The organism is Nostocoides vanveenii, from assembly GCF_039531165.1.
GTDB lineage: Bacteria > Actinomycetota > Actinomycetes > Actinomycetales > Dermatophilaceae > Nostocoides_A > Nostocoides_A vanveenii.
This window is the reverse complement of sequence record NZ_BAAAPN010000003.1, coordinates 119,306-142,321: the sequence shown is the minus strand read 5'-3', so window position 1 is coordinate 142,321 and position 23,016 is coordinate 119,306. Positions and strand designations below refer to the sequence as shown.

The following is a 23,016-nucleotide window of genomic DNA, read 5'->3' as shown; positions in this document are numbered from 1 at the left end:
GCAGGCCATCAGCCTGGCCCCAGGAGGGCCCGATAGCGTCCGAGGGTGAGTGACAACGACGTCGAGTTCCGCACCGTGATCGAGCCCTTCCGCATCCACTCCGTGGAGCCCTTGCGCATGACGACCGCCGCCGAGCGGCGGGCCAAGGCTGCCGACGCGGCCTACAACCTCTTCCAACTGCACGCCGACGACGTGCTCATCGACCTGCTCACCGACTCCGGGACTGGCGCAATGAGCCGCGACCAATGGGCGGCCATCCAGCGCGGCGATGAGTCGTATGCCGGCTCGCCCAGCTTCTTCGTCTTCCGCGATGCCGTGCAGGAGCTCTTCCCCTATGCCCACGTCATCCCGACCCACCAGGGCCGAGCGGCTGAGCGCATCCTCTTCCAGGTCCTTGGCGGCCCGGGCAAGGTGGTGCCGAGCAACACCCACTTCGACACCACGCGCGCCAATATCGAGTTCACCGGCGCCGAGGCGGTCGACCTGGTCATCGCCGAGGGCCGCGACCCGCAGGCGGACCACCCCTTCAAGGGCAATATGGACATCGGGCGGCTCGAGGCGCTCCTGGCGGAGCGGGGCGCCGAGATCCCGGTCGTCATGATGACGATCACCAACAACTCCGGTGGCGGGCAACCAGTTTCGCTCGCGAACCTGCACGCCGTCGCGGACGTATGCCGCGCGGCCGGCAAGCCGCTCTTCCTCGACGCCTGCCGCTTCGCTGAGAACGCGTGGTTCGTCAAGACCCGCGAGCCCGGCCGCGAGCACGACACCATCCCCGACATCATCCGCGAGATGGCCGGACTGGCCGACGGCATGACGATGTCGGCGAAGAAGGACCCGATGGGCAATATCGGGGGTTGGCTCGCCCTCAACGACGACGACCTCGCGCTCCAGTGCCGCAATCTGCTCATCCTCACCGAAGGCTTCCCCACCTATGGCGGCCTGGCCGGCCGCGACCTCGAAGCCCTCGCACAGGGCCTGAAAGAGGTCGTCAGCGAGGACTACCTGCGTTATCGGATTCGGTCGACGGCCTATCTGGCCGACGCTCTGGTCGGGCTCGGCATCCCGTGCCTGACACCGGCCGGCGGGCACGCTGTCTATATCGACGCGGCGGCGCTCCTTGCGCACATCCCGGCGCTGGAGTATCCGGGGCAGGCCCTCGCCGTGGCCCTCTACGAGACCGGAGGGATCCGCTCCTGCGAGATCGGATCGGTGATGTTCGGGCGGCAGCCCGACGGCTCGGAGCGGCCGGCGGCTATGGAATTAGTGCGACTGGCGATCCCGCGGCGCACCTATACGCAAAGCCATATCGACTATGTCATCGAGGTCGCCGAGCGGGTCAAGGCGCAGGCGCCCGATCTGCCCGGCTACCGGATCGTCGACGAACCGCCCGCCCTGCGCCACTTCACCGCGGCGTTCGCTCCGATCGGCTGACGCGGTCCTGGCCGCTACCCTGGTGGCTGCCCTCGACACACACCGACGCGGCCCGCCGCAGCCAAGGAGACTTCAGACGATGGCCGGCGGACTGGTCGCCCTGCTTGACGACATCGCAGCCCTGGCCAAGGTCGCGGCCGCGTCCATCGACGATGTCGGTGTCGCTGCGGGACGTGCCACAGCGAAGGCGGCCGGGGTGGTCGTCGACGACACCGCCGTCACACCGCGCTATGTCCACGGCTTCACCGCCGATCGCGAGCTCCCGATCATCAAGCGCATCGCGATCGGCTCGCTGCGCAACAAACTGCTCTTCATCACCCCGGCGGCGCTGGTGCTGAGCCAGTTCGCGCCCTGGCTGCTGACGCCCATCCTCATGCTGGGTGGCACCTATCTGTGTTTCGAGGGTGCCGAGAAGATCTACGAGAAGCTCGCCGGGCACGAGGAGCAGGCCGAGCCCGCCGCGATGGAGGGTGTCGATCACGAGAAGACAATGACCCAGGGCGCCATCCGCACGGACTTCATCCTCTCCGCCGAGATCATGGTCATCTCCTTGAACGAGGTCGCCCACGAGCCGTTCCTGATGCGCACGATGATCCTCATCGTCGTCGCCCTGGCCATGACCGCACTCGTCTACGGAGTTGTCGCGCTGATCGTCAAGATGGACGACATCGGCCTGAGCCTGGCCGAACGCCCTTCCGCCACAAGCCAACGGATCGGACGCGCGCTGGTCGCGGGCATGCCCAAAGTGTTGTCAGTCCTTTCGACCGTCGGGATCGTCGCGATGCTCTGGGTCGGCGGGCACATCCTCCTCAAGGGCGTCGACGAACTCGGCTGGCATGCCCCGTATGCCGCGGTGCACCACCTCGAAGAAAGTCTCCACGGCGTCGGTGGGATCGGTGGACTTCTCGGCTGGCTCGCCAACACCCTGGCCTCGGCGCTCGCCGGAGGCCTGGTGGGCGCCGTCGTCGTCCTGATCGTGAGCCTGATCCATCGCCGCCGACCGGGGGCAGCCGCACACTGAGCGGTTTTGACCTGAGCGGTAAACCCGGGCATCCTTCCAAGACTCCCACCACGAGAAAGCCCGACGCATGTCCCCCGCTATTGCCGGCCCGCATCGTTACGCCGTGATCTTCGCCGGCGGCCGCGGTTCGCGGCTGTGGCCGCTGTCCACCGACACCTCGCCCAAGCAGTTCCAGGGCCTTGGCGAATCGCTCTCCTTGATCGGTCAGACCTTCCAGCGGCTGGCTAGTTGTGTCGGCACCGAGAACATCTTCATCTCCACCACCCGGCAGTATGCCGGCGGCGCCCTCGAGGCGATCCCCGGACTCGACCCGGGCAACCTCATCCTCGAGCCCAACCCACAGGGCAAGCCCGCCGCCTACCACCTCACGGCCGCGGCTATCGCCCGACGTGATCCGCAGGCCGTCGTTCTCACGGCCGCGACCGACAGCTCCGTCACCCCCCTGTCGGCCTTCCAGGAGGCGGCCGACCGGGCCTTCCGCATCGTCGAGGAGCATCGCGAGCGCATCCTGCTCCTCGGCGTCAAACCGACCGAACTCGACACATCCCTGGGCTACATCGGGGTCGAGGAGAGCGACCTCGAGGTGCCCGGCCTCTTCGAGGCCTGCGACTTCATCGAGAAGCCCGACAAGGCGACCCTCGAAAAGCTGGCCGCCACCCGCACGCTCTACTCAAACACCTCGCACTATTGCTTCGCGGCCACCACCTTGCTCTCTGTCTACCAGCAGGCGGCCCCGGATTTCTTCGCCAAGATTGACCGCTATGTCCACGACATGCGCGAGATCGCGTCCTACGACGGCGCGGGCGGTCCGAAGCACGAACTCGACGCCTTCATCGCCAATGGCTCCCCGATCGGCGTGATCGACGGTGGTTTCGGCTGGCACGACATCGGCACCTGGCCGTCGGTCTACCGGATGCTCGCCGAGACGACCGGTCATGACCGGGTCTTCCTGGGCTCCGGCACCGACGAGGGCAGCCGCGACACTCTCGTCGTCAACGGCTCGACGATGGATATCATGACGGCTGGACTGACCGGGCTCGCCGTCGTCGCCTCCGACGACACCGTGCTGGTCGTGCCGCTGGAGTTGCTTGAGCGTTCGCCAGAAGTCCTCGCTCGGCTGCGACGCAGCGCCGGCGCGCCGAACCGGAAATGACCCCTAGGAGAAGTCGCAGTAATGCAGGCCGAGCCCCTCGCCTCCACCCTCGATGTCACGATCACCAGCGCGGCGACCGATGCCGACCGGGATACCGTTCGTCGGGTGCTCGCCGGCTACCAGACCGGAGAGCCGATCCATGTCGTCTTCATCGGCACCAAGCCGGACATCATCAAGCAGGCCCCCGTCATCCGCGAGTTGACCCACCGTGGTCTGCAAGTGCTGGTCTGCCACAGCGGCCAGCACACCGACTACGCCTATTCCGGCGGCATGCTCGATGAGTTCGGCATCACCGTCGGGCTGCACATCGACATGAGCGATCAGCCGGACCTCGGCGCCAAGGCCGCCGCGCTGATCGCCTGCGCGAATGTGCTCTTCGCCGAAGGCGTCGCCGCCGGACATACCCTGCTGCCCTACACCCATGGCGACACGATGACGGCGATGGCAGGCTCGGTCGCCGCCTACCTCAACCGCATCGCGTGCGTCCACGTCGAGGCTGGCATCCGAACTCTTTCGCTCTCGCGGGAATTCCTCATGGCCCAGTTCGACGCCGTCTCCGCCGGCGAATTCGATTGGGAGAGCTATCGGTCCGCGCACCGCGAGATCGACACCTTCCGTCTCGGCAGCCGCGAGCCCTTCCCCGAGCAGTTCAACACCCGGGTGGCCGATGCCGGCACCGGGCTGCACATGGCGCCGGTCGCGCTCGATCGCCGCTTCCTGCTCAACGAGGGCTTTCCCGGCGATTCCATCGTCGTCATCGGCAACACGGTCGTCGATGAGATGACCCGCGCCAAGGACCGGGCCGGCGAATCAACGATCTTCGAACGTTTCCCCCAGTTGCGCTCCGGCGAGTTCATTCGCGTCTGCCTGCACCGCCGCGAGAACACCACCGACGAGCGCCGCTTCCGCGTCTATTTCGATGCCGTGGAGCAACTCGTCCGCTCCGGTCACAGCGTGCTGTGGGTCAGCCTTTTCGGAACCTTGGGTGCCATCGAGCGCTTCGGCCTGCAGGGGCGTCTCGATGCCCTGGTCGAGGAGTTCCCGGACACCTTCATCAGCACCGAGGTGTGGGCGCTCTACGGCGATGTGATCGCGGCGATGATGAACTGCGCGGCGATCGCCACCGACTCCGGAAGCATGCAGGAGGAGGCCAACGCTCTCGGTGTTCCGTGCATCACGCTGCGCTTCGGATCCGATCGCGGCGAGTCCTTCCTCGCCGGCGGCAACGTCCTGGCTCCCCCGGTGTCCGCGGACTTCGTCGCGACCGTCATCTCCTGCGCCGTGGCCAACCGTGGCGATCTGGTGCCCGAGCCGATCTACGGCACCGATTGCGCACCGCAGCTGGTGGACGCGGTCCTGGCCCGCGTCACGCTCGGCGACGGCCTCTTCCGGACCGAAGAGGACTTGCTCGGCTGGGACTGCGAGCGCTGGCCGGACATCACAGTGCGGGACCTACCCCAGTCGAGCGTCACCTCCTTGGGCGGCTGACGGGCGCCCAGAACCTGGCCGAGATTACGCTCGCCATGGGGCGTGGTCGTATCCTGGACGTCGAGAAACCGCTTACATCGACGTCCCACCGGTCCTCCACGTTCGGAGGGCACCCCATGCCCATCAACAAGGAGCTAGCGTGACCGACACCGCCCAGGAACTCGACCTTCCCCAGGTCGCGACCCAGACCACCCCCGGCGAGGGCCACGCCTACCTCCACGAGCGCGGCGCGTCACTGGAGCCGAGCCACCCGCTGGCCCGCGGCCCGGTGGCCTCGCCGCCCCACTCGGTCGACGCCTTCGTCAAGGAGTTCCTCCGGGAGCTCAACTACGGGCAGGGCGTCCCGCTCTCCCGCTCCTCCCTCAACGACCAGTACCTCGCGCTCGCTCGGACGGTGCGTGGCTACCTGACCGCCCGGTGGCTCGAGACCGCGCGCAAGCGGCGTTCCCACACCGAGCGCGCCGTCGGCTACCTCTCGGCCGAATACCTGCTCGGCCGTCAACTCGACAATGCCCTCCTGGCGACCGACTTGACCCAGATCGCCGAGGACGCCCTCCACGCCTGCGGAATCGAGCTCGATGCGCTGCGCCAGGTCGAGGTCGAGCCGGGCCTGGGCAATGGCGGGCTGGGCCGCCTGGCCGCCTGCTTCATCGACTCGATGGCGACCATGGGCGCCCCGTGCATCGGTTACGGCCTGCGCTACGAATACGGCATCTTCAAGCAGACGTTCGTCGACGGCCGCCAGATCGAGATCCCGGACAACTGGCTCTCGATGGGCGACCCCTGGGAGATCGCGCACCCGGAGATGGAAGTCCCAGTGCACTTCGGCGGGCATACGGAAAGGTATGTCGACGAGGCCGGTCGCGACCGCGTCAAGTGGATCCACGGCTGGGACGTCCTCGGCATCCGCTACAACTACATGGTCCCCGGCTACCAGAACGGCGTCGTCAACACGCTGCGCCTGTGGCGCGCGCGGGCGACACGGGCCTTCGACCTCGACATCTTCAACGCCGGCGACTACGCGCAGGCGGTGCGCAGCCAGACCTTCGCCGAGAACATCTCCAAGGTGCTCTACCCCGAGGATTCCACCCCTCAGGGCAAGGAGTTGCGTCTGCAGCAGCAGTACTTCTTCGTCGCGTGCAGCCTCTACGACTTCATCAAGCACACCCAGCCCACCGACTTCGACGTGCGCGACCTGCCCGAGCGGATCATCTTCCAGCTGAACGACACGCATCCGGTCATCGCGATCCCCGAGTTGATGCGCTTGCTCGTCGATGACTACGGCCTGGAGTGGGAGGACGCCTGGGGCATCACCCGCCAGTGCTTCGCCTACACCTGCCACACCCTGCTGCCCGAAGCCCTGGAGGTCTGGCCGGTCAGCCTCATGGAGCGGCTGCTGCCGCGGCATATGGAAATCATCTATCGCATCAACGAGGGCTTCCTCGACGAGGTCCGCGAGGCCTACCCCGGCGATGAGTTGCGCGTGCGGCGGATGTCGATCATCGGCGACCACCCCGAGCGCTCGGTCCGAATGGCGCATCTGGCCACCGTCGCCAGCGTCAAGGTCAACGGCGTTGCTGAGTTGCACTCGCAACTGCTGCGCGACAAGGTGCTGAACGACTTCGCCGAGCTGTGGCCGGACAAGTTCACCAATGTCACCAATGGCGTCACCCCGCGCCGCTTCGTGCGCCAGGCCAATCCCTACCTGTCCAAGCTGATCACCGACACCATCGGCGTCGGCTGGGTCGCCAACCTCGACCGGCTCGAGGAACTCGAGGTCTACGCCGAGGACGAGGACTTCCGCGAGAAGTTCCGCGCCGTCAAGGCCGCGAACAAAGAGCGGATCACCCGCGTGCTGCAGCGGCGCGACGGCATCGCCCTGCCCGAGGGGCACCTGCTCGATGTCATGGTCAAGCGCCTGCACGAGTACAAGCGCCAGTCGCTGAAGCTGCTGCACATCGTCACGCTCTATGACGGCATCATCAGCGGCCGCCTCGACCCGGCGTCGGTCACCCCGCGCACGGTCGTCTTCGGCGCCAAGGCGGCCCCCGGCTACCGGATGGCCAAGGAGACGATCTATCTGATCAACTCCGCGGCCACGGTCATCAACGCCGACCCTCGTGTCGAAGGCCGGCTCTTCATGGCCTTCCCGGCGAACTACAACGTCACCCTTGCCGAGCGGCTGATCCCCGCGGCCGACCTGTCCGAGCAGATCTCGCTCGCCGGCAAGGAGGCCTCCGGCACGGGAAATATGAAGTTCGCCCTGAACGGCGCCCTGACCATCGGCACCGACGACGGCGCCAATGTGGAGATTCGCCGGCTCGTCGGGGACGACAACTTCTTCCTTTTCGGCATGGACGAGCCCCAGGTCGCGGAGTTGCAGGCCCGCGGCTACCGGCCGGCCGATTACTACGAGACCAACGAGAACCTGCGCAGCGCCATCAACCTGATCGCCAGCGGGCACTTCACCGGCGGTGACCGGGATGCGGCCGGGCTCTTCGTCGGCGATCTGCTCTCCAATGACGCCTTCTTGGCGCTCGCGGACTACCAGTCCTATATGGACGCTCAGGCCCGCGTCGAGGCCTACTACGCCGACCAGGAGGCGTGGACGAAGTCGGCGATCCTCAATGTCGCCCGCAGTGGCTACTTCTCCTCCGACCGCTCGATGCGCGACTACATCGACCGCATCTGGCACGTCAAGACCGGCGTCTGACCCCTGGTCCTACCTTCTGCTCTAGCAGCATTTAGGTGACGTCGAGCACGGTCTACCCTGCTCGACGTCACCTAACCTGCGCTGAGTCAGGCCCCTTCGGGGCGCCGGGGTTCCCGTGGAAGACCCATGTGCGCTGCACGTGATAGGCCACCGCGAAGAGCACGATGTCGACGATGATTTTCGCCCAGATGACGTGTCCCGCCAGCAGCATCGACATCGCCGTCGTGCCGAGCGCGGACGCCGCGAGCACGCCGAACGCGAGCGCGTAATAGCGCCAGGCCGAGCCATGACGCGCAAAGACCAGATGCCGGTTGATCAGGAAGTTCACCGCCGACGAGACCACCCGCGCGGCCAGCGTCGCCGTCACCACGGCCCGCAGGTAGGACCGGCCGTCGAACACCCTGTCGATCACCAAGGTGAAGACGCTCAGGTCGATCAGCGCCGCCACCCCCGAGGACGCGAAATACGACCCGGCCCGGGCGAAGATGCTCCGGTAGATGATCACCGAGTCGCGCACCGGCCGGAAGTGGCTGACGCTATTGCTCTTGTCGTGATAGATCGTCGCCACGGGCACCTCAACGATGGGCACCCCGGCGGACAACGCCCAGGTCAAGGCGTTCATCTCGTAGTCGAAACGCTCTCCCGGCACCCGAGACATCGGCTCCAGCAACGCCGCCGGTATGCCGCGCAGCCCCGTCTGCGTGTCCGGCAGCGTCTGCCCGTAGAGCGCCTTGATCACCAGCGTCGTCAGCTTGTTGCCGAGCCGGCTGAGCAGCGGCACATGCGGCAGGTCGACATCGCGCGCTCCCAGAACGAAGATCCGCTCCCCGTCCGCGGCCTGCACCCGGTCGGCCACCGTGCGGATGCCCTGGGCCGTATGCTGGCCGTCCGAGTCCGCTGTGACGACCACGGCATCCGGGCGGCGGGCCGCGATATCGGCGAACGCCGTCTTCAACGCGGCCCCCTTGCCGCGGTTCTCCGGATGGGTGAGCACCCGGCAGCCCGGTGAGGCCGCGATCGCGGCGAAGACCTCGCCGAAGGCCAGCCCCGAGCCGTCATCGATCACCAGCACCTCACCGAAGCCGGCCGCAGTAAGCTCGCGCGCGAGGTCGACGAAGGCGGGCTCGGGGTGGAGCGAGGGAATCACGACGATCGTGTCGGCATACGTGCTCATCGCGCGACCACGACCGGCCGGCCGGGCGTCAGCACGTGGCCACGCAACCGCAAATAGGCATCGCCCGCGGGATAGGGGTCCACCACGGCCGCATAGTCGCAGGGTACCGGGAGCGTGGCGCGGGCTCGGTCCGGTGCCCGCAACGTGGCGACGTGCTCGTCAAGGAGGAGATAGCGCACCAGGGCCGTGCGATAGCCGCCGTCGCGGACATCGCTGAAGACACACACCGACGCGTCGGGCTTGATCGTCAACTGGCCGAACGCGGCAGCCACCCGGACCCGGACGTCATCCGCCGGCACCGGGTCGAGGAGCGGCCCCCGCGGAATGAGAACGGCGCAGCCGGCCAGGCTCACCACCAGCGCGGCCGGCGCCCACGTCCACTCGGCGTGCTCGGCGATGTGCAGGCCGACCAGGACGACCACCCCGAGGAGCACCAGCGTCAGCGTCGAGAGATAGCGGGTGAATCCGGCCAGCGCCAGCGCCTCGCCGGTCGGCATGGACAGCAGGTACATCGCGTAGAGCCCACCCAGATAGACGAGGGTCACGCCGAGCACGCCCGCGCCGGCGGCGGCGGCGCGCCGGCCGCGTCCCGGCCGCGCGAGCATGAACAGCAGCAGGCTCAGGACAAGAACGGCCAGCACCAACCAGGTCTGACGGTTGGTCGCAACCGCGTGCAGATAGGCCGAGCCGATGCTCGCCCGCTCCTGCTCCGTCTTGGCGGCAAGGACGTCGCGGAAACGGCTGACCGAGATGGCATGCTTGGTCGCCGGCTCCGCACCATAGACCAGGGCCGTATGCCGTTGCCACGCCATCAGCGTCGCCGCACCCACAGCGGTGGGCACGACGAGCACCGCCAGACGCTGCCACCAGCGGCCCGTCCGCAGCAGGCAGGCGGCCAAGATCACCACCAGGGCCCAGTAGACGCCCGTCTGTTTGGTCGCCACGAGGGCGGCGACGAGCGCTGCCAGGGGCAGGGTTGCCCGGCCGACCTGCCCGCGGTGGGCGGCCAACAGGGCCAGGCCGGCGATGGTCCAGCCGGCGAGCACCGAGTCGACAAGCAGGGTGTCCAGCGCCGGCCCGTGGGTCGCGAGAGTCCAGCCGAAGCCGGCGGCGACCGGCAGCCCAAGCCACCAGCGCCGCGGCGTGACAGCCAGGAGGCTCACCGCGCAGGCGGCCAACAGATAGTCCTGCGCCAGCATCAGGTGCCACTCGTCGGGTCCGGTCAGCCGGGCGACGGCATACTCCCAGCTGGCGGTGCCCAGCGGGTAGGAGTGGAAGGTGACCAGCGGATCGGTGGCATCGGGCAAGCGCGCATCGCGCAGCATGACGCGAACGACCAGTGCCCAGTGGCTGAAGTTGTCGTAATGCTGGAAGAGTCGCCCGCGCAACAGCCACGACAACGCGCCCATCGCGACGGCCAGGCTGAGCACCGCGGGGTGCACCAGCGTCTTGGCCAGGTCGATCGGTGAGCGGATCAGCTCCCACAGCAGGCCCAGCCCGCCCGCGACGAGCACGGCCCAGGGGGCGTCGGACAACCGGCCGGCGAGACCGCAGGCATACGTGATCAGCAGCGAGAGGGCGGCGGCGAGGGCCGGTGCGACGGCGGCGGGCACGGCAGCACGCCGGCGCAGCCAGGCGATCAGGCCGACTTGGGCGAGGACGAGCGCGACGAGACCGAGGACGGGCGACACGTCGAGCACCTCCTGGCCCGATCGTCGAGCGCACTTTCTCACATGGGATGGGGGGCCGAGTAGGCCCGACGAAGAGGGTAACGCCACTGGCTCAACGGCCAGTTCCTCGGTACTTCCGGTGGAGGTGCCCGTCCGCCTGGGCATCGCACAGTGGGCGTATGCCTGAGTTGACCCTCCCCGTGCCCGTCCGGCCTGCGATCCACGCCCGCCGCCGAGCACAACCCGGCCTCGCCGCGACCCCCCACATCACCGACCGCGGGGGCGTCATCGCCGCCGACGCCGCCCTCACCGCGCTGGTGTTGGCCGACGCCGGCCTGGAGACCGTGCCGGGGATCTGCGTGCGACGCGGCCGCGGCGTGGACTTCCTGGACCCCGTCCGGGTTCGCCCCGTCCATGGCGGGCGCGGACCGGCCTGGTCGGTGGCAACCAGTCCGGGTGAGCTGCGCGCGGCGCTGGTGCGGGCGTTCGCCGTCGACAGCCACGCGTGGGTCGAGGAACTCGCCGAGGGCCGCGAGTTGGAGCAGCCTGTCGTGCGGCTGGCCGACGGGACCTGCCTGGTCGGCGCAGCGCACGACGCCGGGGTGGGGACGTTCTTCGCCCAGGACCGCGGAGTCGGCGGCAACGCGCAGTTCACCGCGGCCGAGGGGATCACCGACCTCGACCAGGGGCGTGTGCGCCGGGTCGCGCAGGCCGCGTATGACGCGCTCGACCTGCGCGGCATCGCGTGTGTGAGCGTGGTCCTGGACAGTCCGCGCGTGCGTGTGCTGGCCATCGATCCCGACCCGAGGCTTGACCCCGGCTCTCGGGCCATGGCCGCCTTCGCGGCCGCCGGCTGGTCCGGGGCGGCTGTCCGGGCGGCCGCGCGGGGATACTGAGGCTGGCCATGGACTCTTCGACACCGCACGCGCCCTCATCACCCATGCGTGCGCACCACGCTGGGCCAGCGCCCAGCGCACCCTCCCCTGGCGGCCTGCCATCGGCCTACGCAACAGACCTCCCCAGCGGCGGTGTGACCGACTGGCTCAACCGCTGGACGCAGACCCGGCGGCCGGGCTATCCCCCCTTCTGGGTGGCACCTCTCCTGGCCAGTGCGGTCCTGGGTGTGGGCTTCTTGTCGGGCCTCCTCCTGAGCGCGCGGTCCAGCGGCGTGGGCCTAATCGGCCTGGTGACCTTCCTCGGGGTCTGGCTGGCCATCGCCTCCACGGTCCTGCTCTTCGACCGGATCCCGGCGCTCGGTCTGGCCATCCTGGGCGGCCTCGGCATGTTCTCCCTCGTTCTCGGGACGGCGCCGCGCATCGAGACCTGGCTCGCCGCGCTCGTCCTGCTCTTCGGTGCCGCCGCGTATGGCCGGCGGGTCACCATGGTGCTCAGCGGGCTGGGGCTGATCGCCGTCCCGGCCGCAGTGATCAGCCTGCGCGTCCTGGCCCGATACGGCCCGTCCGTGGTGTGGGAGCACGTCCGGACGGCGCCGACCGGCAGCACGCTGCGCCTGATCCTCGATCAGTTCATGCACTCCGGCGCCGGTCAGAGCCTGGTGACCCTCGGGGGACCGCTGGTGATCGGCTGGGCGTGCGGTTTGGCCATGCGCAGCGTGGTCCGTTCGCGGCAGGCCCGCGCGCGCGCTGAGGTGGCGCGCGACGAGGCGACGCGGGAAGCGGCATACGCGCAGGAGGTCGCCGACCTGCGGGCCGGTCAGGCGCAACTCGCGCGGGATGTCCACGATGTCGTGGGGCACTCGCTGGCCGTGATCCTCGCCCAGGCGCAGTCGGCGCAGTATCTCGGCGACGACGAGGTCGAGAAAATGCGCGAGACGCTGGGGCATGTCGCGGATTCCGCCCGCCGCTCGCTCGGCGACGTGCGCGGCGTCCTCGCCGGGACCCGCGATCCGCGGACGGCCACGCCGACGGACGGGCTCGGATCACTGATCGGCGGCGTGCGCGCCGCGGGGAACGAGGTCGTGGACCGCACCGACGGCTCCCCGCGGCCGCTGCCGCCCGAGATCGACCAGGTCGCCTACCGGGTGCTGCAGGAGATGCTCACCAATGCGCTCAAGCACGGCCGCACCGGCGGGCCGGTCTGGGTGCGGCAGATCTGGCCGCCGGACAGCCCGCACGCGCTGGTCCTGGAGGTCCACAACCTTATCGAGGCCCGGCCCACCGGCCCGCAGACGGCGGGTGGCGGGATCGGCCTGGAGTCGATGCGCCACCGGTTGGAGTCGATCGGCGGCCGGCTAATGTTGGTTAGGATCCCGACGTCGGAGGGGGTCATGTATGCGGCGACCGCCACCCTCCCGCTGCGTGCCGCCGAAGTCGAAGAGGATTGACCGTCGTGGCCATTCGAGTCCTGCTGGTGGATGATCAGGAGCTCTTCCGGGCCGGTATTGCCCGCATCCTCGCTGCTCAGGACGGCATCGAGGTCGTCGGCGAGGCCGCCGACGGTCTCGAGGCTGTGGCCCTGGTCGATGAGTTGACTCCCGATGTCGTGCTGATGGATATCCGTATGCCCGTGATGGACGGCGTCGAGTCGACTCGCCAGATCTTCGCGCCGGCAAGGGTGGCGGCTCGTGCAACCCCGGTGCGCGTCGTCGTGCTCACCACCTTCAATCTCGACGATCGTGCCGCGACGGCGATCCGCTACGGCGCTAGCGGCTTCCTGCTCAAGGATGCGACACCCGCGATGCTGCGGGAGGCCATTCATACGGTCTATGCCGGCAACGCCGTCCTCGCACCGACCGACTTGGCCACGCTGCTGGACGGGAAGTTCCAGGCCCCCAAGCCAGTACCGGCGGGCTTCGGGCAGTTGACCGAGCGCGAGCGGGAGGTCTTTGTCGCGGTCGCTCGCGGGCTCTCGAATGCCGAGATCGCGGCGCAGTTGTTCGCGAGCGAATCGACGGTCAAGACCCATCTGGGGGCCGTGCTGCGCAAGTTGGGTCTGCGCGACCGCGTGCAGGTGGTCGTCTTCGCCCACGAGCACGGGCTCGCGGACGGCTGAGGCGTCAGGCGTCGGAGCCGGCTGGCACCGCTATCGCGAGGCCTTCCAAGGACCGGGCCAGCTCCATCGCGTCCTCGACCGTCACGTCCGAGCGCGCCAGCAGCAGGCCGGTGATGCGCAGCGACCGCAGCAGATCGGGGACGCGCGCGGCCTCGGGGTTCTCGAGCAGGCTGATGACCGTCGGGTTGTCGGCGTTGAGCACGAGGGTGGGCAGGCGGCGCCGCGTGCCCTTGGTGTTGGCGGCCGGCCACCACAGGACGGGGCGGTGCGCCGGGGCGAAATGAGCGAACTCGACGGCGACCGAATTGGGCCCGAAGGTCTCGTCGGCGGCCTTGACCAGGCGCGAGCCGCGGTCGATATCGACATAGGGCTCCGGGCGGGCGAGGTGGGCGATTTCGAAGCGGGCCATCTCCACGAAGCGCTCGCCTTCGGTGGTGTTGATGACCTGCAGCAACTCGGCCTCGTGCGCCCCGCTCGCGTTGATGACGAGGGATTCGGCGTGGACCGCAACATCCCGGACGGCTTCGTGGGCGTCGGAGTTCACGACATACGGCACCGTGGACTGGTCGAGCGCCAGGAGTTGGTCGATGGTGCGCTGGCCCAGGGTGGTCTCCAAGGGCAGCGTGGTCCGCAGCAGATCGCGGATGTCTATGCCCGAGACGGCGAGCGCGCGCAGACCGGTCGCGTGCAGCCGGACAATGTCCTGATAGACGTCCGCGCGCAGCCCGTGGGAGGCCGTCAGCGGCAACTCGCCGGCGTCGATGACCGCGGCAGAAGAAGGCCCACTCGGGGATCAACTGATCGGACGCTGTCGGCGACGAGCATGCCGTTGGAGTAGATCCGGTCGCCCGTGCGGTGCCCAGGAGCCGTGGTGTAGGGCAGGACGAAGCCCAGGCCGCGGACAGTGAGCAAGGAGGAGTCGAGGGGAACGATGCCCATCGCGTCGAAGCCGAGCCGCTCGCGGCACCAGGCGAGTTGCTCCTCGATCGTGCGGTCCCAGGGCGGGGTGTTCAAGGAGAGCAGATCGCCCTTGATGCGGACAGGCACATCGAGAATCTCGGCGACGTCGCTGGTCAGCTTGCGCGTTGTGGACTCATTGCACCACTCGAGATCACCGTGCCGCGGCTGGATCCGGACCTCGGTGCCCGGCTGGTCCAGCGGCGTCTCGCTCTCGCCGATGGTGAAGGTGCCGTCCGCGCGGCCGATCCACAAGATCGTGGGCGCATCCGGTGTCTTCGCCGAGCGGGAGCGGACCTCGACGGTGTCCGCCACGAGGAATCAGGAGAGCAGGCCGATGCCGAACTGGCCGAGGAATTTGCGCCCTGCGACGGCGAAGTCGTCCCGCTTGGACAAGCCCCCGATGGTGGCCAGGAGCGAGCGCATTTCGGCATCCGTCAAGCCGATCCCGTTGTCGCGCACGACCATCGGGGCGTTGTTCTCGGACGGCACCACCTCGATCACCGGAACCAACGCGGGGTCCAGGCGACGGCGTGCCTCGATCGCATCCCGGGCATTCTGCAGCAGCTCGCGCAGCTAGACGCGCTCGCTGCTGTACAGATGATGGCTAAGGATGTCGACGATGCCGCGTAGATCGACGCGGAACTGCTCGCGCACGGGGGATTCCAAACGGGGCTCAAGGGGGCCGGGCGATTCTAGCGGCGACCGCGAGTAACTCTGCTACCGTCACGCGTCGTGGTGTGGTGGGGACGCGTCGATTCCGACGAGAGCGAGGCGACCCCGGGCGGTGGTGCGCCCGTGACCGGGCCGCCCGAACCGGATGATCGCCCGGGCGCCTACTGGCTGGGCGGGGACCAACGCGCAGGTGAGCGACCCGGTGCCAGCGCCGAACCGGCGCCCCCGGATCCTGTCCCGGAGGGGCAGCCGGCAGTCCCCCAGGAGGCTCCAGAGGTCCCATCGCCCGCGCTTGCGGTCGAACCGCGGCCCGCCGGGGACACGCTAGGATCCCCGGTCGCGCTCCCAGGTCGCCGACGTTTCGGCCCAAACCTCCCCCGAAAGGCACGCTCCCATGGCTGACTACCAGTCCTCCCTCAACGAGGCGATGCAGATCGACGGCGCCCTCGGCGTCGCTCTCGTCGACTCCCAGAGCGGGATGGCGCTCGCCACCGCCGGCAACCCCGACGGTCTCGACCTCGGTGTCGCCGCCGCCGGCAACTCCAATGTCGTCCAGGCCAAGCTGCGCACCATGCGCGACCTGGGCCTGAACCAGAAGCTCGAAGACATCCTGATCACGCTGGAGACCCAGTACCACATCATTCGCACCTTCTCGCGCGAGGAGGGCATCTTCCTCTACCTCGTGCTGGACAAGGCCCGCTCCAACCTGGCCATGGCCCGGTTCAAGCTCGCGTCGATCGAGAAGCAGCTCGTCATCTGACCTGCCGCTTCGACCGGGGCCGGCACGCCGGGACGTCACTCGACGCCCGCGTGCCGGCCCCGGTCGTTTGCGCCGGCGGCCGGCTCCGGACGGTCAGCGCACCGCGATCGTGGGCGCCGGCGAGCTGACCGTATGCCCGATCACGGTCCCCCCGGGGATCTCCCCGGCGAGCAGGAGACCGCCGCTGGTCTGGGCGTCGGCGAGGACGAGTAGGTCGTCCTCGGTGATGTGGCTGGTCGCGCTCAGGTGTGGGCGGACCCAATCGAGATTGCGCCGTGACCCCCCGGGCACATAGCCCGCGGCCAGCGATGCGCGCACATCGGGCAGGAGCGGGACGGCTTCGAGGTCGATGACGGCCCCCACCCCGCTGGCCCGGCACAGCTTGAACAGGTGCCCAAGAAGCCCGAATCCGGTGACATCGGTCGCGGCCTCGATCCCAGCCGCCAAGGCGGCCCGCGACGCGCCGGCGTTGAGGGTGGTCATCGACTCGATCGCTGCCGCGAAGACCTCGCCGGTCGCCTTGTGCCGGTTGCCGAGGATGCCGACGCCGAGCGGTTTGGTCAGGGTCAACGGCATACCGGGCAGGGCGGTGTCATTGCGCAGCAGGCGATCAGGGTCGGCGAGACCCGTGACGGCCATCCCGAAGACCGGCTCCGGGCCGGTGATGCTGTGCCCGCCGCCGACCGGGCAACCAGCCGCGCTTGCCACGTCGAGAGCGCCGCGGAAGACCTCGCGCACGAGGTCTGGCGCGTCCAACTCGGCGGGCCAGGCGAGCAGATTGATGGCCAGAATCGGTTCCCCGCCCATGGCGTAGATGTCCGAGAGCGCATTCGCTGCAGCGATCCGTCCCCAGTCGTATGCCGAGTCCACCACCGGCGTGAAGAAGTCCGCCGTCGAAAGCACGGCCCGTCCGCCGGCGATGCGCACGGCCGCGGCATCGTCGCCGGTGTCGAGGCCGACGAGGAGGTCGGGGTGCGCCTGCCCACCCAGACCAGCGACTAACTCCTCGAGCCGGCCGGCCGGGAGCTTGCAGGCGCAGCCACCCCCCGTGGCATAGTGCGTCAACCTGATCACGACCCAGAACCCTACGCACCTTAGGGTGGTCGGCAGGGAGGTGTGTGGGTTCCTGGTGGTCCCCCCGGTCTTCAAAACCGGTGTGCGGCGGCAGCCGTCGCAGGCGGGTTCGATTCCCGTCCACCTCCGCCACCGACGAGCCACGCCGACGGCAACCAACCGGGACGCTGCGGCGTCACAGGCACAAGGGTGCAGATGGGAGCAGGGTCAGTGACGACAACGGATCCGCGCCGGGCGATCCCGCGCACGGACGTGCTGCTCGCCCATCCCGCGCTCGCTGCCGCGATCCCCGAACTCGGTATGCCGCGAGTCCGGGCCGCCGTCCGCGCCGCGCAGGCTCGGGCCCGGTCCGGCGAGATCGGCCCGGACGAAGTAGCCGGTTCGGCCCGATCGGAGATCGCCCACGCGCGAGAGGTGCCCATCAGCCTGCGGCGAGTGCTGAACGCGACCGGAGTGCTCGTGCATACCAATCTCGGCCGCGCTCCTCTGACCGAGGCGGCGATCGAGGCGATCCGGGTGGCGGCGGGGTACGTCGACGTCGAGTTCGATGTGGGGACCGGTGCGCGCGCCCAGCGGGGGCGGGGGGCGTTGGATGCCCTGCTGTCCGCCGTGCCCGGCGCCAAGGCTGCGCTGGTCGTCAACAATGGCGCGGCAGCCCTTGCTCTGGCCGCGAGCGCCTTGGCCGCGGGGCGCGAGGTCGTGGTGAGCCGGGGCGAGCTGATCGAGATCGGCGACGGCTTCCGCCTGCCGGACCTGCTGGAATCGACCGGCGCACGGCTGCGCGAGGTGGGGACGACCAATCGGACCCATCTGGCGGACTACCGGGCCGCGGTCGGTCCGGACACCGGCTTCGTCCTGAAGGTGCATCCCAGCAACTTCCGTGTCAACGGCTTCACGCGCACAGTCGGCTGCGCCGAGCTGTCACATGCCTTGTCGGAGAACGAGATTCCCCTTGTGGTCGACATCGGGAGCGGCCTCCTGCAGTCGGATCCGATGCTTCCCGAGGAGCCCGACGCGGCGTCCACGCTGGCCGACGGGGCCGACCTGGTGACGGCGAGCGGCGACAAGCTGCTCGGGGGCCCGCAGGCCGGGATCGTGCTCGGGCGGGCCGATCTGATCGAGCGGTTGCGGCGTCACCCATTGGCACGCGCACTGCGCGTGGACAAGCTGACCCTGGCCGCCCTGGAGTCCACCCTGACGGGGCCGCCGACTGGCGTCGAGCGCGCACTTCACACGTCTGCCGATGAAATGCATTCGCGCACAATCGGATTCGCTCGGGCCCTCGGCGACATCGACGCTGAGGTCGTCGCTGCCACGGGTGCCGTCGGCGGTGGTGGCGCGCCCGGCGTCCCGCTCCCCGGGTGGGCGGTGGCGATCCCCGAGACGTATGCCGTGCCCCTGCGCACGGGTCGGCCGTGCGTGGTCGCGCGCACGCACGCCGGCCGGTGCCTCATCGACTTGCGTTGCATCGATCCCGTCGACGAGCCGGCATTGGCCGCCCGCGTGCGGGAGATCGCCGAAGGGGGAAGTTGATGTTCGTCGTCGCCACCGCGGGGCATGTCGACCATGGCAAGTCGACGCTGGTTCGCGCGCTGACCGGCATGGAGCCGGATCGGTGGGCGGAGGAGCGACGGCGCGGCCTGACCATCGACCTGGGTTTCGTGTGGACGACCTTGTCCGGCTCGGGCGATGTTGCCTTCGTCGACGTCCCGGGCCATCGACGCTTCATCGGCAATATGCTCGCCGGGCTCGGCCCGGTGCCCGTGGTGCTCTTCGTCGTCGCCGCGGACTCCGGCTGGTGCGAGCAGTCGGCCGAACACCTGCAGGCGATCGACGCGCTCGGGATCCAGCATGGCGTGCTGGCGGTCACCCGCAGCGATCTGGCCGACCCCGCGCCCGTCCTCGCCGACGCGACCTCGCGGATCGCCAAGACGTCCCTGGGCGAGGTCGCGTCAGTCGCAGTCTCAGGGCTGACCGGCGACGGCCTGGAGGATCTGCGCGCCGCGCTCGATGCCGCGTGTTCGCTTGTGCCGGAACCCGATCCGAGCGCTCGGCTGCGCCTGTGGATCGACCGGGCGTTCACGATCCGCGGCAGCGGGACGGTCGTCACCGGGACGCTGGGTGACGGGACGCTTCGGGTGGGTGACCGGGTCGAGGTGGCGGAGCAGGCATACGTCGTGCGCGGGCTGCATACGCTGGGCACGGCGGTCGAGATGGTGACCGGGCCGGCGCGCGTGGCCGTCAACGTCCGCGGGCTCTCGCCCGATGACGTCGTCCGTGGCGACGCCCTGCTGACGCCCGGCGCGTGGGCCCAGACGTCGGCGATCGACGTCCGCGTCGGTAGGCCGGCGACCGACCTTCCCACGCATCTGACCCTGCACGTGGGCTCGGCCGCCGTGCCCGCCAGGGTCCGTTCGCTGGACGGCGCGTATGCGCGGGTGAGTTGGGAAGGGACCTTGCCGTTGGAGCGGGGCGATCGGGCGATCCTGCGCGACCCCGGCGACGACGGCGTTCTGGTCGGCGCAGAAGTGCTGGCCAGCGCACCGCCTTCCCTTCGACGACGCGGCGCCGCTTCGGCTCGGGCCGCGGAACTGGCTGCGCTGGAAGGAAAGCAACTAGACCCCCTTGCCGTCGAGGTGGCCCGGCGCGGGATTCTCGGGTTGCGCGATGCCGCTCTGCTGGGGTTTGAGGCGCCGACGCTTGCAGACCTCCTCGGTCACGGGCGCGACGGGCTCGAGGCGGCTGTCAGTGTGGCGACGGCTCCCGTCGTGATGGCGGGCGATGCCCTGGCCGGCATGGTCCGGCTCGGTGAATTTCTCGTCTCGATCGACCATCTCCGCGGCTGGGAGAAGCGCCTGCTGGAGGTGGCGTCGACGCGCGCGCGCACCCACTTGCTCGATCCGGCGTTGTCGCTGGAGTCGGCCCGTCGCGCGGTGGGGATCCCGGACCTCGGGATGGTCAAGGCCGTCGCCGGCCTGGCGGGCCTGCAGGTGGCCGGCGCCCGGGTTCGACTGCCCGGTGCCCGTCCCGCCTTAGGCCAGGCGCAAACGGCGTTGGACGAAATCCTCGATCGGCTCGCCGAAAGTCCTTGTGCCGCACCGGAACAGCCCGAACTCGATGCTGCCGGGCTGGATTCGGCGCACCTCGCGGCAGCCGAGGCGGACGGTCAGATCGTCCGGCTGCCCGGCGACATCGTCCTCGCTCCGGATGGCCCGGCGCGAGCCATGCGGGTGCTCGCCGGACTCCCGCAACCCTTCACCACCAGCCAAGCCCGCGCCGCCCTCGGCACCACCCGCCGCGTGGTCATCCCCCTGCTCGAGCACCTGGACGCGCGCGGCTGGACCCGCCGCATTGACACGACCCATCGCGAGGTCGTCACCCCCGCCCGCTCCACGTGACCCGCCGCGTGGGACTCAACAGCCCGGGACAGGCATCGTTCCAGGCAGACCCGACTGGGCAAGCCACCCCGTCACCACACCCAGGGCTGTTGTCCCGGATGCGAAGCTGCCACTACTGGGCTCGACGGCCATCGCCACCGCGAGGGTGACCCCGTTCAGCTTGATCAGCCCGAATTGCCGGACGAGGTAGCGACCCGCGGGATTCGGACCCCACCCGCCCTTGAAGGCCGCACCGTCGAAGCGGCCAAGGCCCCAATGCTGTTCTGGCACGACCTTTCCCATCGTTGCGAGGATGGCTCGGTCAGTCCGGTCGGGGCTACAGGAGAGCGTGGCCGCGACTCGGACTTGAGCCTCGAGCGACCACATCGTCTGACCGAATGGTGTGAAGGGCGGGCGCACCCGGCTGGCCTGAACGCGGGTCTCGTCATCACCGAGCCGGCGCAGCTGGTCATCCACCAGCGCGGCCGCAGTCCCTCCGCCGCCGAGGTTGGCCCAGAGCGCCTCGGCCGCTGCGTTGTCGGAGCGCGTCAACGCGGCCTGGATGAGCTGTTGCGTTTCGCCGGTCGGGTGGCGGCCGGCGGCAATGGCGACGGGTACTTTCGAGGTCGACCAGGCCGGGCCGGTGCGCCACGTCCCGAGCGTCCGAATCAGCCCGCCACGGCCCACGACCGCGTATGCCACCCCGACCACGCCCAGGCCCCGAGTCGCTTCCTCGAAGCTCGCCGCCACCTCGGCCGGGGCCCCCCGGACCTCCCACGATCCGGTCGCAGAGGGGGCGGACGTCGTTGACTCGGCTGGGGAAATCGTCGTGACCGATCCGGACGGAGCCCGCGACCGAGCCGGCGTCAGCCGGGGCACACCGGTTGATGAAATGGCTGAGCTGGCCGAGTTCGGGCCGGCGGTCGGTGACGACATTGCCACCGGATGGAGCCGGTCGTAGCCGATCACAATGGCCGGTCCGGCCGCCAAGGCCACGATGGCGAAGACCATCACTCGCGCTACCGGCAGAGCCCGGAAGCGTGGGCGCCGCGACCGAGTGCGGTTCACGCTCAGCCCGCATCCTGGTAGGACGCGATGTAGACCACCGCGTTGTTCCCGCCGCGGCACATCACCGGGTTGGTGTCGGTGCACGTCATGACGTAGTCCTTCTTCGTTACCGGGCTGTGTGCGCGGATCTTCAGGGTGCCGACGACGTCGTCCGAATAGCGCTTAGAACCGAGAGCGCGGACATACGCCGTCCGTACGGCTTCCGCAAACGGGCAACTGGTGACGTCATTCCCGCTGTATGCCGTCGAGAGGCGACTGTCGTCGAAGGCCCGACACGCCGTCGCGGATTCCAGCATGGTGATGACCCGCCGTTCGGCAGTCGCACCCGAGTTCGAGTGGGTCGAAGCGGCCGACGTCGACTCGACGGCGCCTGCGCTCGAGGGCGACGTCGGCTGTACGGCCGTGGCGCTGGAAGCGGGTGCATTCGAGTTCGTGGCCGAGAGCGGATCGGCGGATCCGCGAAGCAGCAGGTAGCCGCCCGCACCCATCCCCCCGAGTACCAGGGCTGCCAGTCCAGCAATCAGCCCACGCCCGGGGTTCGACCTGCGGGACGGCGGAGTCGGGCTTGTCTCGATTCCGTGCGTCCAATGAGGTTCCTCAGCAGAAGGGCCCGGTGTCCGGTGTGCACGGCCCGCTGGCGATTCTCTCGGGTGCCCGGTGGCCGGGGCCAATGCGAGCGCTCTCGGCGACCCGCAACCGCCGCAGAAGTCGGAATCAGGTGACAGCGCATCTCCGCAAATGACGCAGGTAGCCATCGTCAGTCTCCCGGCGGGATGAATCGCCGCGGCATGCAGACGTTTTCGCGATCCCTACCACTGAGTTCGGGGTAGATCTGCGCGCAGAAATACTGTCCCGACTCGAAGTTGCTGATGCCGCCGGGGTCCGTGAGCGTCACCCAGATCGTCCGGTTCTCGGGGCGCTGTCGGCTCCCGAAATCGCTGGCGAGAAGCATCATGGTCGGATAGCCGTACCCCGCCATCCGCTGTTCCAGGTCGCGGTACTCGGCCACGATGTCCGGGTAATAGAAGACATGGCTGCCGTTGGCGGCGACGAGGCTCTTGTCCGACACCCCGTTGAACTTGCTGGCCAACTGGATCACCCAGCGGCCGTCCAGTCGCAGGCCCGCCAGGCCGTCCCGGCGCAGCGACTTCAGCTCGGCGAGCGCAATCGCGCCGGGTGACCTGGTCTCGCTGGTTTCGGACTCGGTCGGCTTGGGCTCATGACTCGCAATTTCGTCCTCGGTGGGTGTCGTCTGGGATGACGTGACACTCGACGGGCTGGACGTCGCCCCAGCCGCGGATGAAGTCGTTATGCCACTCGCGGCGAGCTCCGACCCGCGGCCGCGCAGTACGACATAGCCCAAGACGCCGAGCAGGCACGCGACCAGCGCGCCGAGGAAAATCGTGACCATACGCAGCGGACCACGACCGGGCTGAGGCG

Annotated in this window: 21 protein-coding genes and 1 tRNA gene; 13 read left to right on the top strand and 9 right to left on the bottom strand. The window is 69.1% G+C overall.

From position 1 onward, the window contains the following. Nucleotides 1–45 precede the first annotated feature (45 nt). From ABD209_RS00970 to ABD209_RS00950, 5 genes are all read left to right on the top strand, one after another. Nucleotides 46–1,434 carry a tryptophanase gene (locus ABD209_RS00970; RefSeq protein ID WP_344060814.1) on the top strand — a complete coding sequence of 463 codons (1,389 nt, stop codon included), beginning with the start codon at nucleotides 46–48 and terminating at the stop codon, nucleotides 1,432–1,434. 79 nt (nucleotides 1,435–1,513) lie between these two features. Beyond that, entirely contained in the window at nucleotides 1,514–2,455 is a 942-nt protein-coding gene (locus ABD209_RS00965) for a DUF808 domain-containing protein (RefSeq protein ID WP_344060811.1), read from the top strand. 67 nt (nucleotides 2,456–2,522) lie between these two features. Beyond that, nucleotides 2,523–3,608, top strand: coding sequence for a sugar phosphate nucleotidyltransferase (locus ABD209_RS00960; RefSeq protein ID WP_344060808.1), 1,086 nt, complete (start codon nucleotides 2,523–2,525; stop codon nucleotides 3,606–3,608). A gap of 21 nt (nucleotides 3,609–3,629) precedes the next feature. After that, nucleotides 3,630–5,096 (top strand): UDP-N-acetyl glucosamine 2-epimerase, encoded by a 1,467-nt coding sequence (locus tag ABD209_RS00955; protein WP_344060804.1) that lies wholly within the window; start codon nucleotides 3,630–3,632, stop codon nucleotides 5,094–5,096. Between the two features lie 235 nt (nucleotides 5,097–5,331). Then, nucleotides 5,332–7,809, top strand: a complete 2,478-nt coding sequence (locus ABD209_RS00950) for a glycogen/starch/alpha-glucan phosphorylase (RefSeq protein ID WP_344060976.1) — start codon at nucleotides 5,332–5,334, stop codon at nucleotides 7,807–7,809. 67 nt (nucleotides 7,810–7,876) lie between these two features. Here the strand turns inward: ABD209_RS00950 and ABD209_RS00945 are convergent, their stop codons facing one another. Together ABD209_RS00945 and ABD209_RS00940 are read right to left on the bottom strand one after the other, a co-directional pair. Further along, nucleotides 7,877–8,983 carry a glycosyltransferase gene (locus ABD209_RS00945; RefSeq protein ID WP_344060801.1) on the bottom strand — a complete coding sequence of 369 codons (1,107 nt, stop codon included), beginning with the start codon at nucleotides 8,981–8,983 and terminating at the stop codon, nucleotides 7,877–7,879. Then, on the bottom strand, nucleotides 8,980–10,674 hold the full coding sequence (locus tag ABD209_RS00940) for a hypothetical protein (RefSeq protein WP_344060798.1): 1,695 nt from the start codon (nucleotides 10,672–10,674) through the stop codon (nucleotides 8,980–8,982). The genes ABD209_RS00945 and ABD209_RS00940 overlap by 4 nt, the downstream gene beginning before the upstream one ends. A 158-nt stretch (nucleotides 10,675–10,832) precedes the next feature. On the opposite strand from ABD209_RS00940, the gene ABD209_RS00935 reads away from it, so the two are divergent. The 3 genes from ABD209_RS00935 to ABD209_RS00925 all read left to right on the top strand — a co-directional run bounded on the left by ABD209_RS00935 (nucleotide 10,833) and on the right by ABD209_RS00925 (nucleotide 13,665). Then, entirely contained in the window at nucleotides 10,833–11,549 is a 717-nt protein-coding gene (locus tag ABD209_RS00935) for a D-alanine--D-alanine ligase family protein (protein ID WP_344060795.1), read from the top strand. Between the two features lie 134 nt (nucleotides 11,550–11,683). Continuing rightward, nucleotides 11,684–12,997, top strand: a complete 1,314-nt coding sequence (locus ABD209_RS00930; protein ID WP_344060792.1) for a sensor histidine kinase — start codon at nucleotides 11,684–11,686, stop codon at nucleotides 12,995–12,997. Between the two features lie 5 nt (nucleotides 12,998–13,002). Then, nucleotides 13,003–13,665, top strand: a complete 663-nt coding sequence (locus ABD209_RS00925; RefSeq protein ID WP_344060790.1) for a response regulator — start codon at nucleotides 13,003–13,005, stop codon at nucleotides 13,663–13,665. Between the two features lie 4 nt (nucleotides 13,666–13,669). Here ABD209_RS00925 and ABD209_RS00920 read toward each other — a convergent pair whose 3' ends face one another. From ABD209_RS00920 to ABD209_RS00910, 3 genes are read right to left on the bottom strand one after another with little or no spacing between them, the layout of a single operon-like run. Next, nucleotides 13,670–14,413, bottom strand: a complete 744-nt coding sequence (locus ABD209_RS00920) for a hypothetical protein (RefSeq protein WP_344060787.1) — start codon at nucleotides 14,411–14,413, stop codon at nucleotides 13,670–13,672. After that, nucleotides 14,404–14,937 carry a hypothetical protein gene (locus tag ABD209_RS00915; protein ID WP_344060784.1) on the bottom strand — a complete coding sequence of 178 codons (534 nt, stop codon included), beginning with the start codon at nucleotides 14,935–14,937 and terminating at the stop codon, nucleotides 14,404–14,406. The genes ABD209_RS00920 and ABD209_RS00915 overlap by 10 nt, the downstream gene beginning before the upstream one ends. A gap of 6 nt (nucleotides 14,938–14,943) precedes the next feature. Next, nucleotides 14,944–15,186 (bottom strand): hypothetical protein, encoded by a 243-nt coding sequence (locus tag ABD209_RS00910; protein ID WP_344060973.1) that lies wholly within the window; start codon nucleotides 15,184–15,186, stop codon nucleotides 14,944–14,946. Between the two features lie 505 nt (nucleotides 15,187–15,691). Between ABD209_RS00910 and ABD209_RS00905 the strand changes: the two genes are divergently transcribed. Beyond that, nucleotides 15,692–16,057 (top strand): hypothetical protein, encoded by a 366-nt coding sequence (locus tag ABD209_RS00905; RefSeq protein WP_344060781.1) that lies wholly within the window; start codon nucleotides 15,692–15,694, stop codon nucleotides 16,055–16,057. 93 nt (nucleotides 16,058–16,150) lie between these two features. Here ABD209_RS00905 and selD read toward each other — a convergent pair whose 3' ends face one another. Continuing rightward, on the bottom strand, nucleotides 16,151–17,131 hold the full coding sequence (gene selD, locus ABD209_RS00900; RefSeq protein WP_344060778.1) for a selenide, water dikinase SelD: 981 nt from the start codon (nucleotides 17,129–17,131) through the stop codon (nucleotides 16,151–16,153). Between the two features lie 36 nt (nucleotides 17,132–17,167). Here selD and ABD209_RS00895 point away from each other — a divergent pair. The 3 genes from ABD209_RS00895 to ABD209_RS00885 all read left to right on the top strand — a co-directional run bounded on the left by ABD209_RS00895 (nucleotide 17,168) and on the right by ABD209_RS00885 (nucleotide 20,529). Then, a tRNA-Sec gene (locus ABD209_RS00895) sits at nucleotides 17,168–17,263 on the top strand. Nucleotides 17,264–17,341: 78 nt separating this feature from the next. Continuing rightward, the gene (gene selA, locus ABD209_RS00890) at nucleotides 17,342–18,664 is read left to right on the top strand and encodes an L-seryl-tRNA(Sec) selenium transferase (protein WP_344060775.1); all 1,323 of its coding nucleotides are present in this window, start codon (nucleotides 17,342–17,344) and stop codon (nucleotides 18,662–18,664) included. After that, entirely contained in the window at nucleotides 18,664–20,529 is a 1,866-nt protein-coding gene (locus ABD209_RS00885) for a SelB domain-containing protein (protein ID WP_344060772.1), read from the top strand. Before selA ends, ABD209_RS00885 begins: the two co-directional genes overlap by 1 nt. Nucleotides 20,530–20,544: 15 nt before the next feature. On the opposite strand, the gene ABD209_RS00880 is transcribed toward ABD209_RS00885, so the two are convergent. Both ABD209_RS00880 and ABD209_RS00875 read right to left on the bottom strand, forming a co-directional pair. Then, complete coding sequence (locus ABD209_RS00880; RefSeq protein ID WP_344060769.1) at nucleotides 20,545–21,576, bottom strand: serine hydrolase; 1,032 nt, start codon at nucleotides 21,574–21,576, stop codon at nucleotides 20,545–20,547. A gap of 2 nt (nucleotides 21,577–21,578) precedes the next feature. Further along, nucleotides 21,579–21,872: a hypothetical protein gene (locus ABD209_RS00875; RefSeq protein ID WP_344060766.1), complete on the bottom strand. Its 294-nt coding sequence runs from the start codon at nucleotides 21,870–21,872 to the stop codon at nucleotides 21,579–21,581. Between ABD209_RS00875 and ABD209_RS00870 the strand changes: the two genes are divergently transcribed. After that, a complete protein-coding gene (locus ABD209_RS00870; RefSeq protein WP_344060764.1) occupies nucleotides 21,871–22,050 on the top strand; it encodes a hypothetical protein in 180 nt (59 codons plus the stop codon). The two genes, ABD209_RS00875 and ABD209_RS00870, sit on opposite strands and share 2 nt — an antisense overlap. A gap of 283 nt (nucleotides 22,051–22,333) precedes the next feature. On the opposite strand, the gene ABD209_RS00865 is transcribed toward ABD209_RS00870, so the two are convergent. Continuing rightward, nucleotides 22,334–22,987 carry a hypothetical protein gene (locus ABD209_RS00865; protein ID WP_344060762.1) on the bottom strand — a complete coding sequence of 218 codons (654 nt, stop codon included), beginning with the start codon at nucleotides 22,985–22,987 and terminating at the stop codon, nucleotides 22,334–22,336. Nucleotides 22,988–23,016: the final 29 nt, after the last annotated feature.

Bases quoted from the DNA above. Each gene is read 5' to 3' on its own strand.
- ABD209_RS00965 (WP_344060811.1), top strand. From the start codon at position 1,514: ATGGCCGGCGGACTGGTCGCCCTGCTTGACGACATCGCAGCCCTGGCC.
- ABD209_RS00960 (WP_344060808.1), top strand. From the start codon at position 2,523: ATGTCCCCCGCTATTGCCGGCCCGCATCGTTACGCCGTGATCTTCGCC.
- ABD209_RS00955 (WP_344060804.1), top strand. From the start codon at position 3,630: ATGCAGGCCGAGCCCCTCGCCTCCACCCTCGATGTCACGATCACCAGC.
- ABD209_RS00945 (WP_344060801.1), bottom strand. From the start codon at position 8,983: ATGAGCACGTATGCCGACACGATCGTCGTGATTCCCTCGCTCCACCCC.
- ABD209_RS00935 (WP_344060795.1), top strand. From the start codon at position 10,833: ATGCCTGAGTTGACCCTCCCCGTGCCCGTCCGGCCTGCGATCCACGCC.
- ABD209_RS00905 (WP_344060781.1), top strand. From the start codon at position 15,692: ATGGCTGACTACCAGTCCTCCCTCAACGAGGCGATGCAGATCGACGGC.
- ABD209_RS00885 (WP_344060772.1), top strand. From the start codon at position 18,664: ATGTTCGTCGTCGCCACCGCGGGGCATGTCGACCATGGCAAGTCGACG.
- ABD209_RS00870 (WP_344060764.1), top strand. From the start codon at position 21,871: ATGGTGATGACCCGCCGTTCGGCAGTCGCACCCGAGTTCGAGTGGGTC.
- ABD209_RS00875 (WP_344060766.1), bottom strand. From the start codon at position 21,872: ATGCTGGAATCCGCGACGGCGTGTCGGGCCTTCGACGACAGTCGCCTC.
- ABD209_RS00865 (WP_344060762.1), bottom strand. From the start codon at position 22,987: ATGGTCACGATTTTCCTCGGCGCGCTGGTCGCGTGCCTGCTCGGCGTC.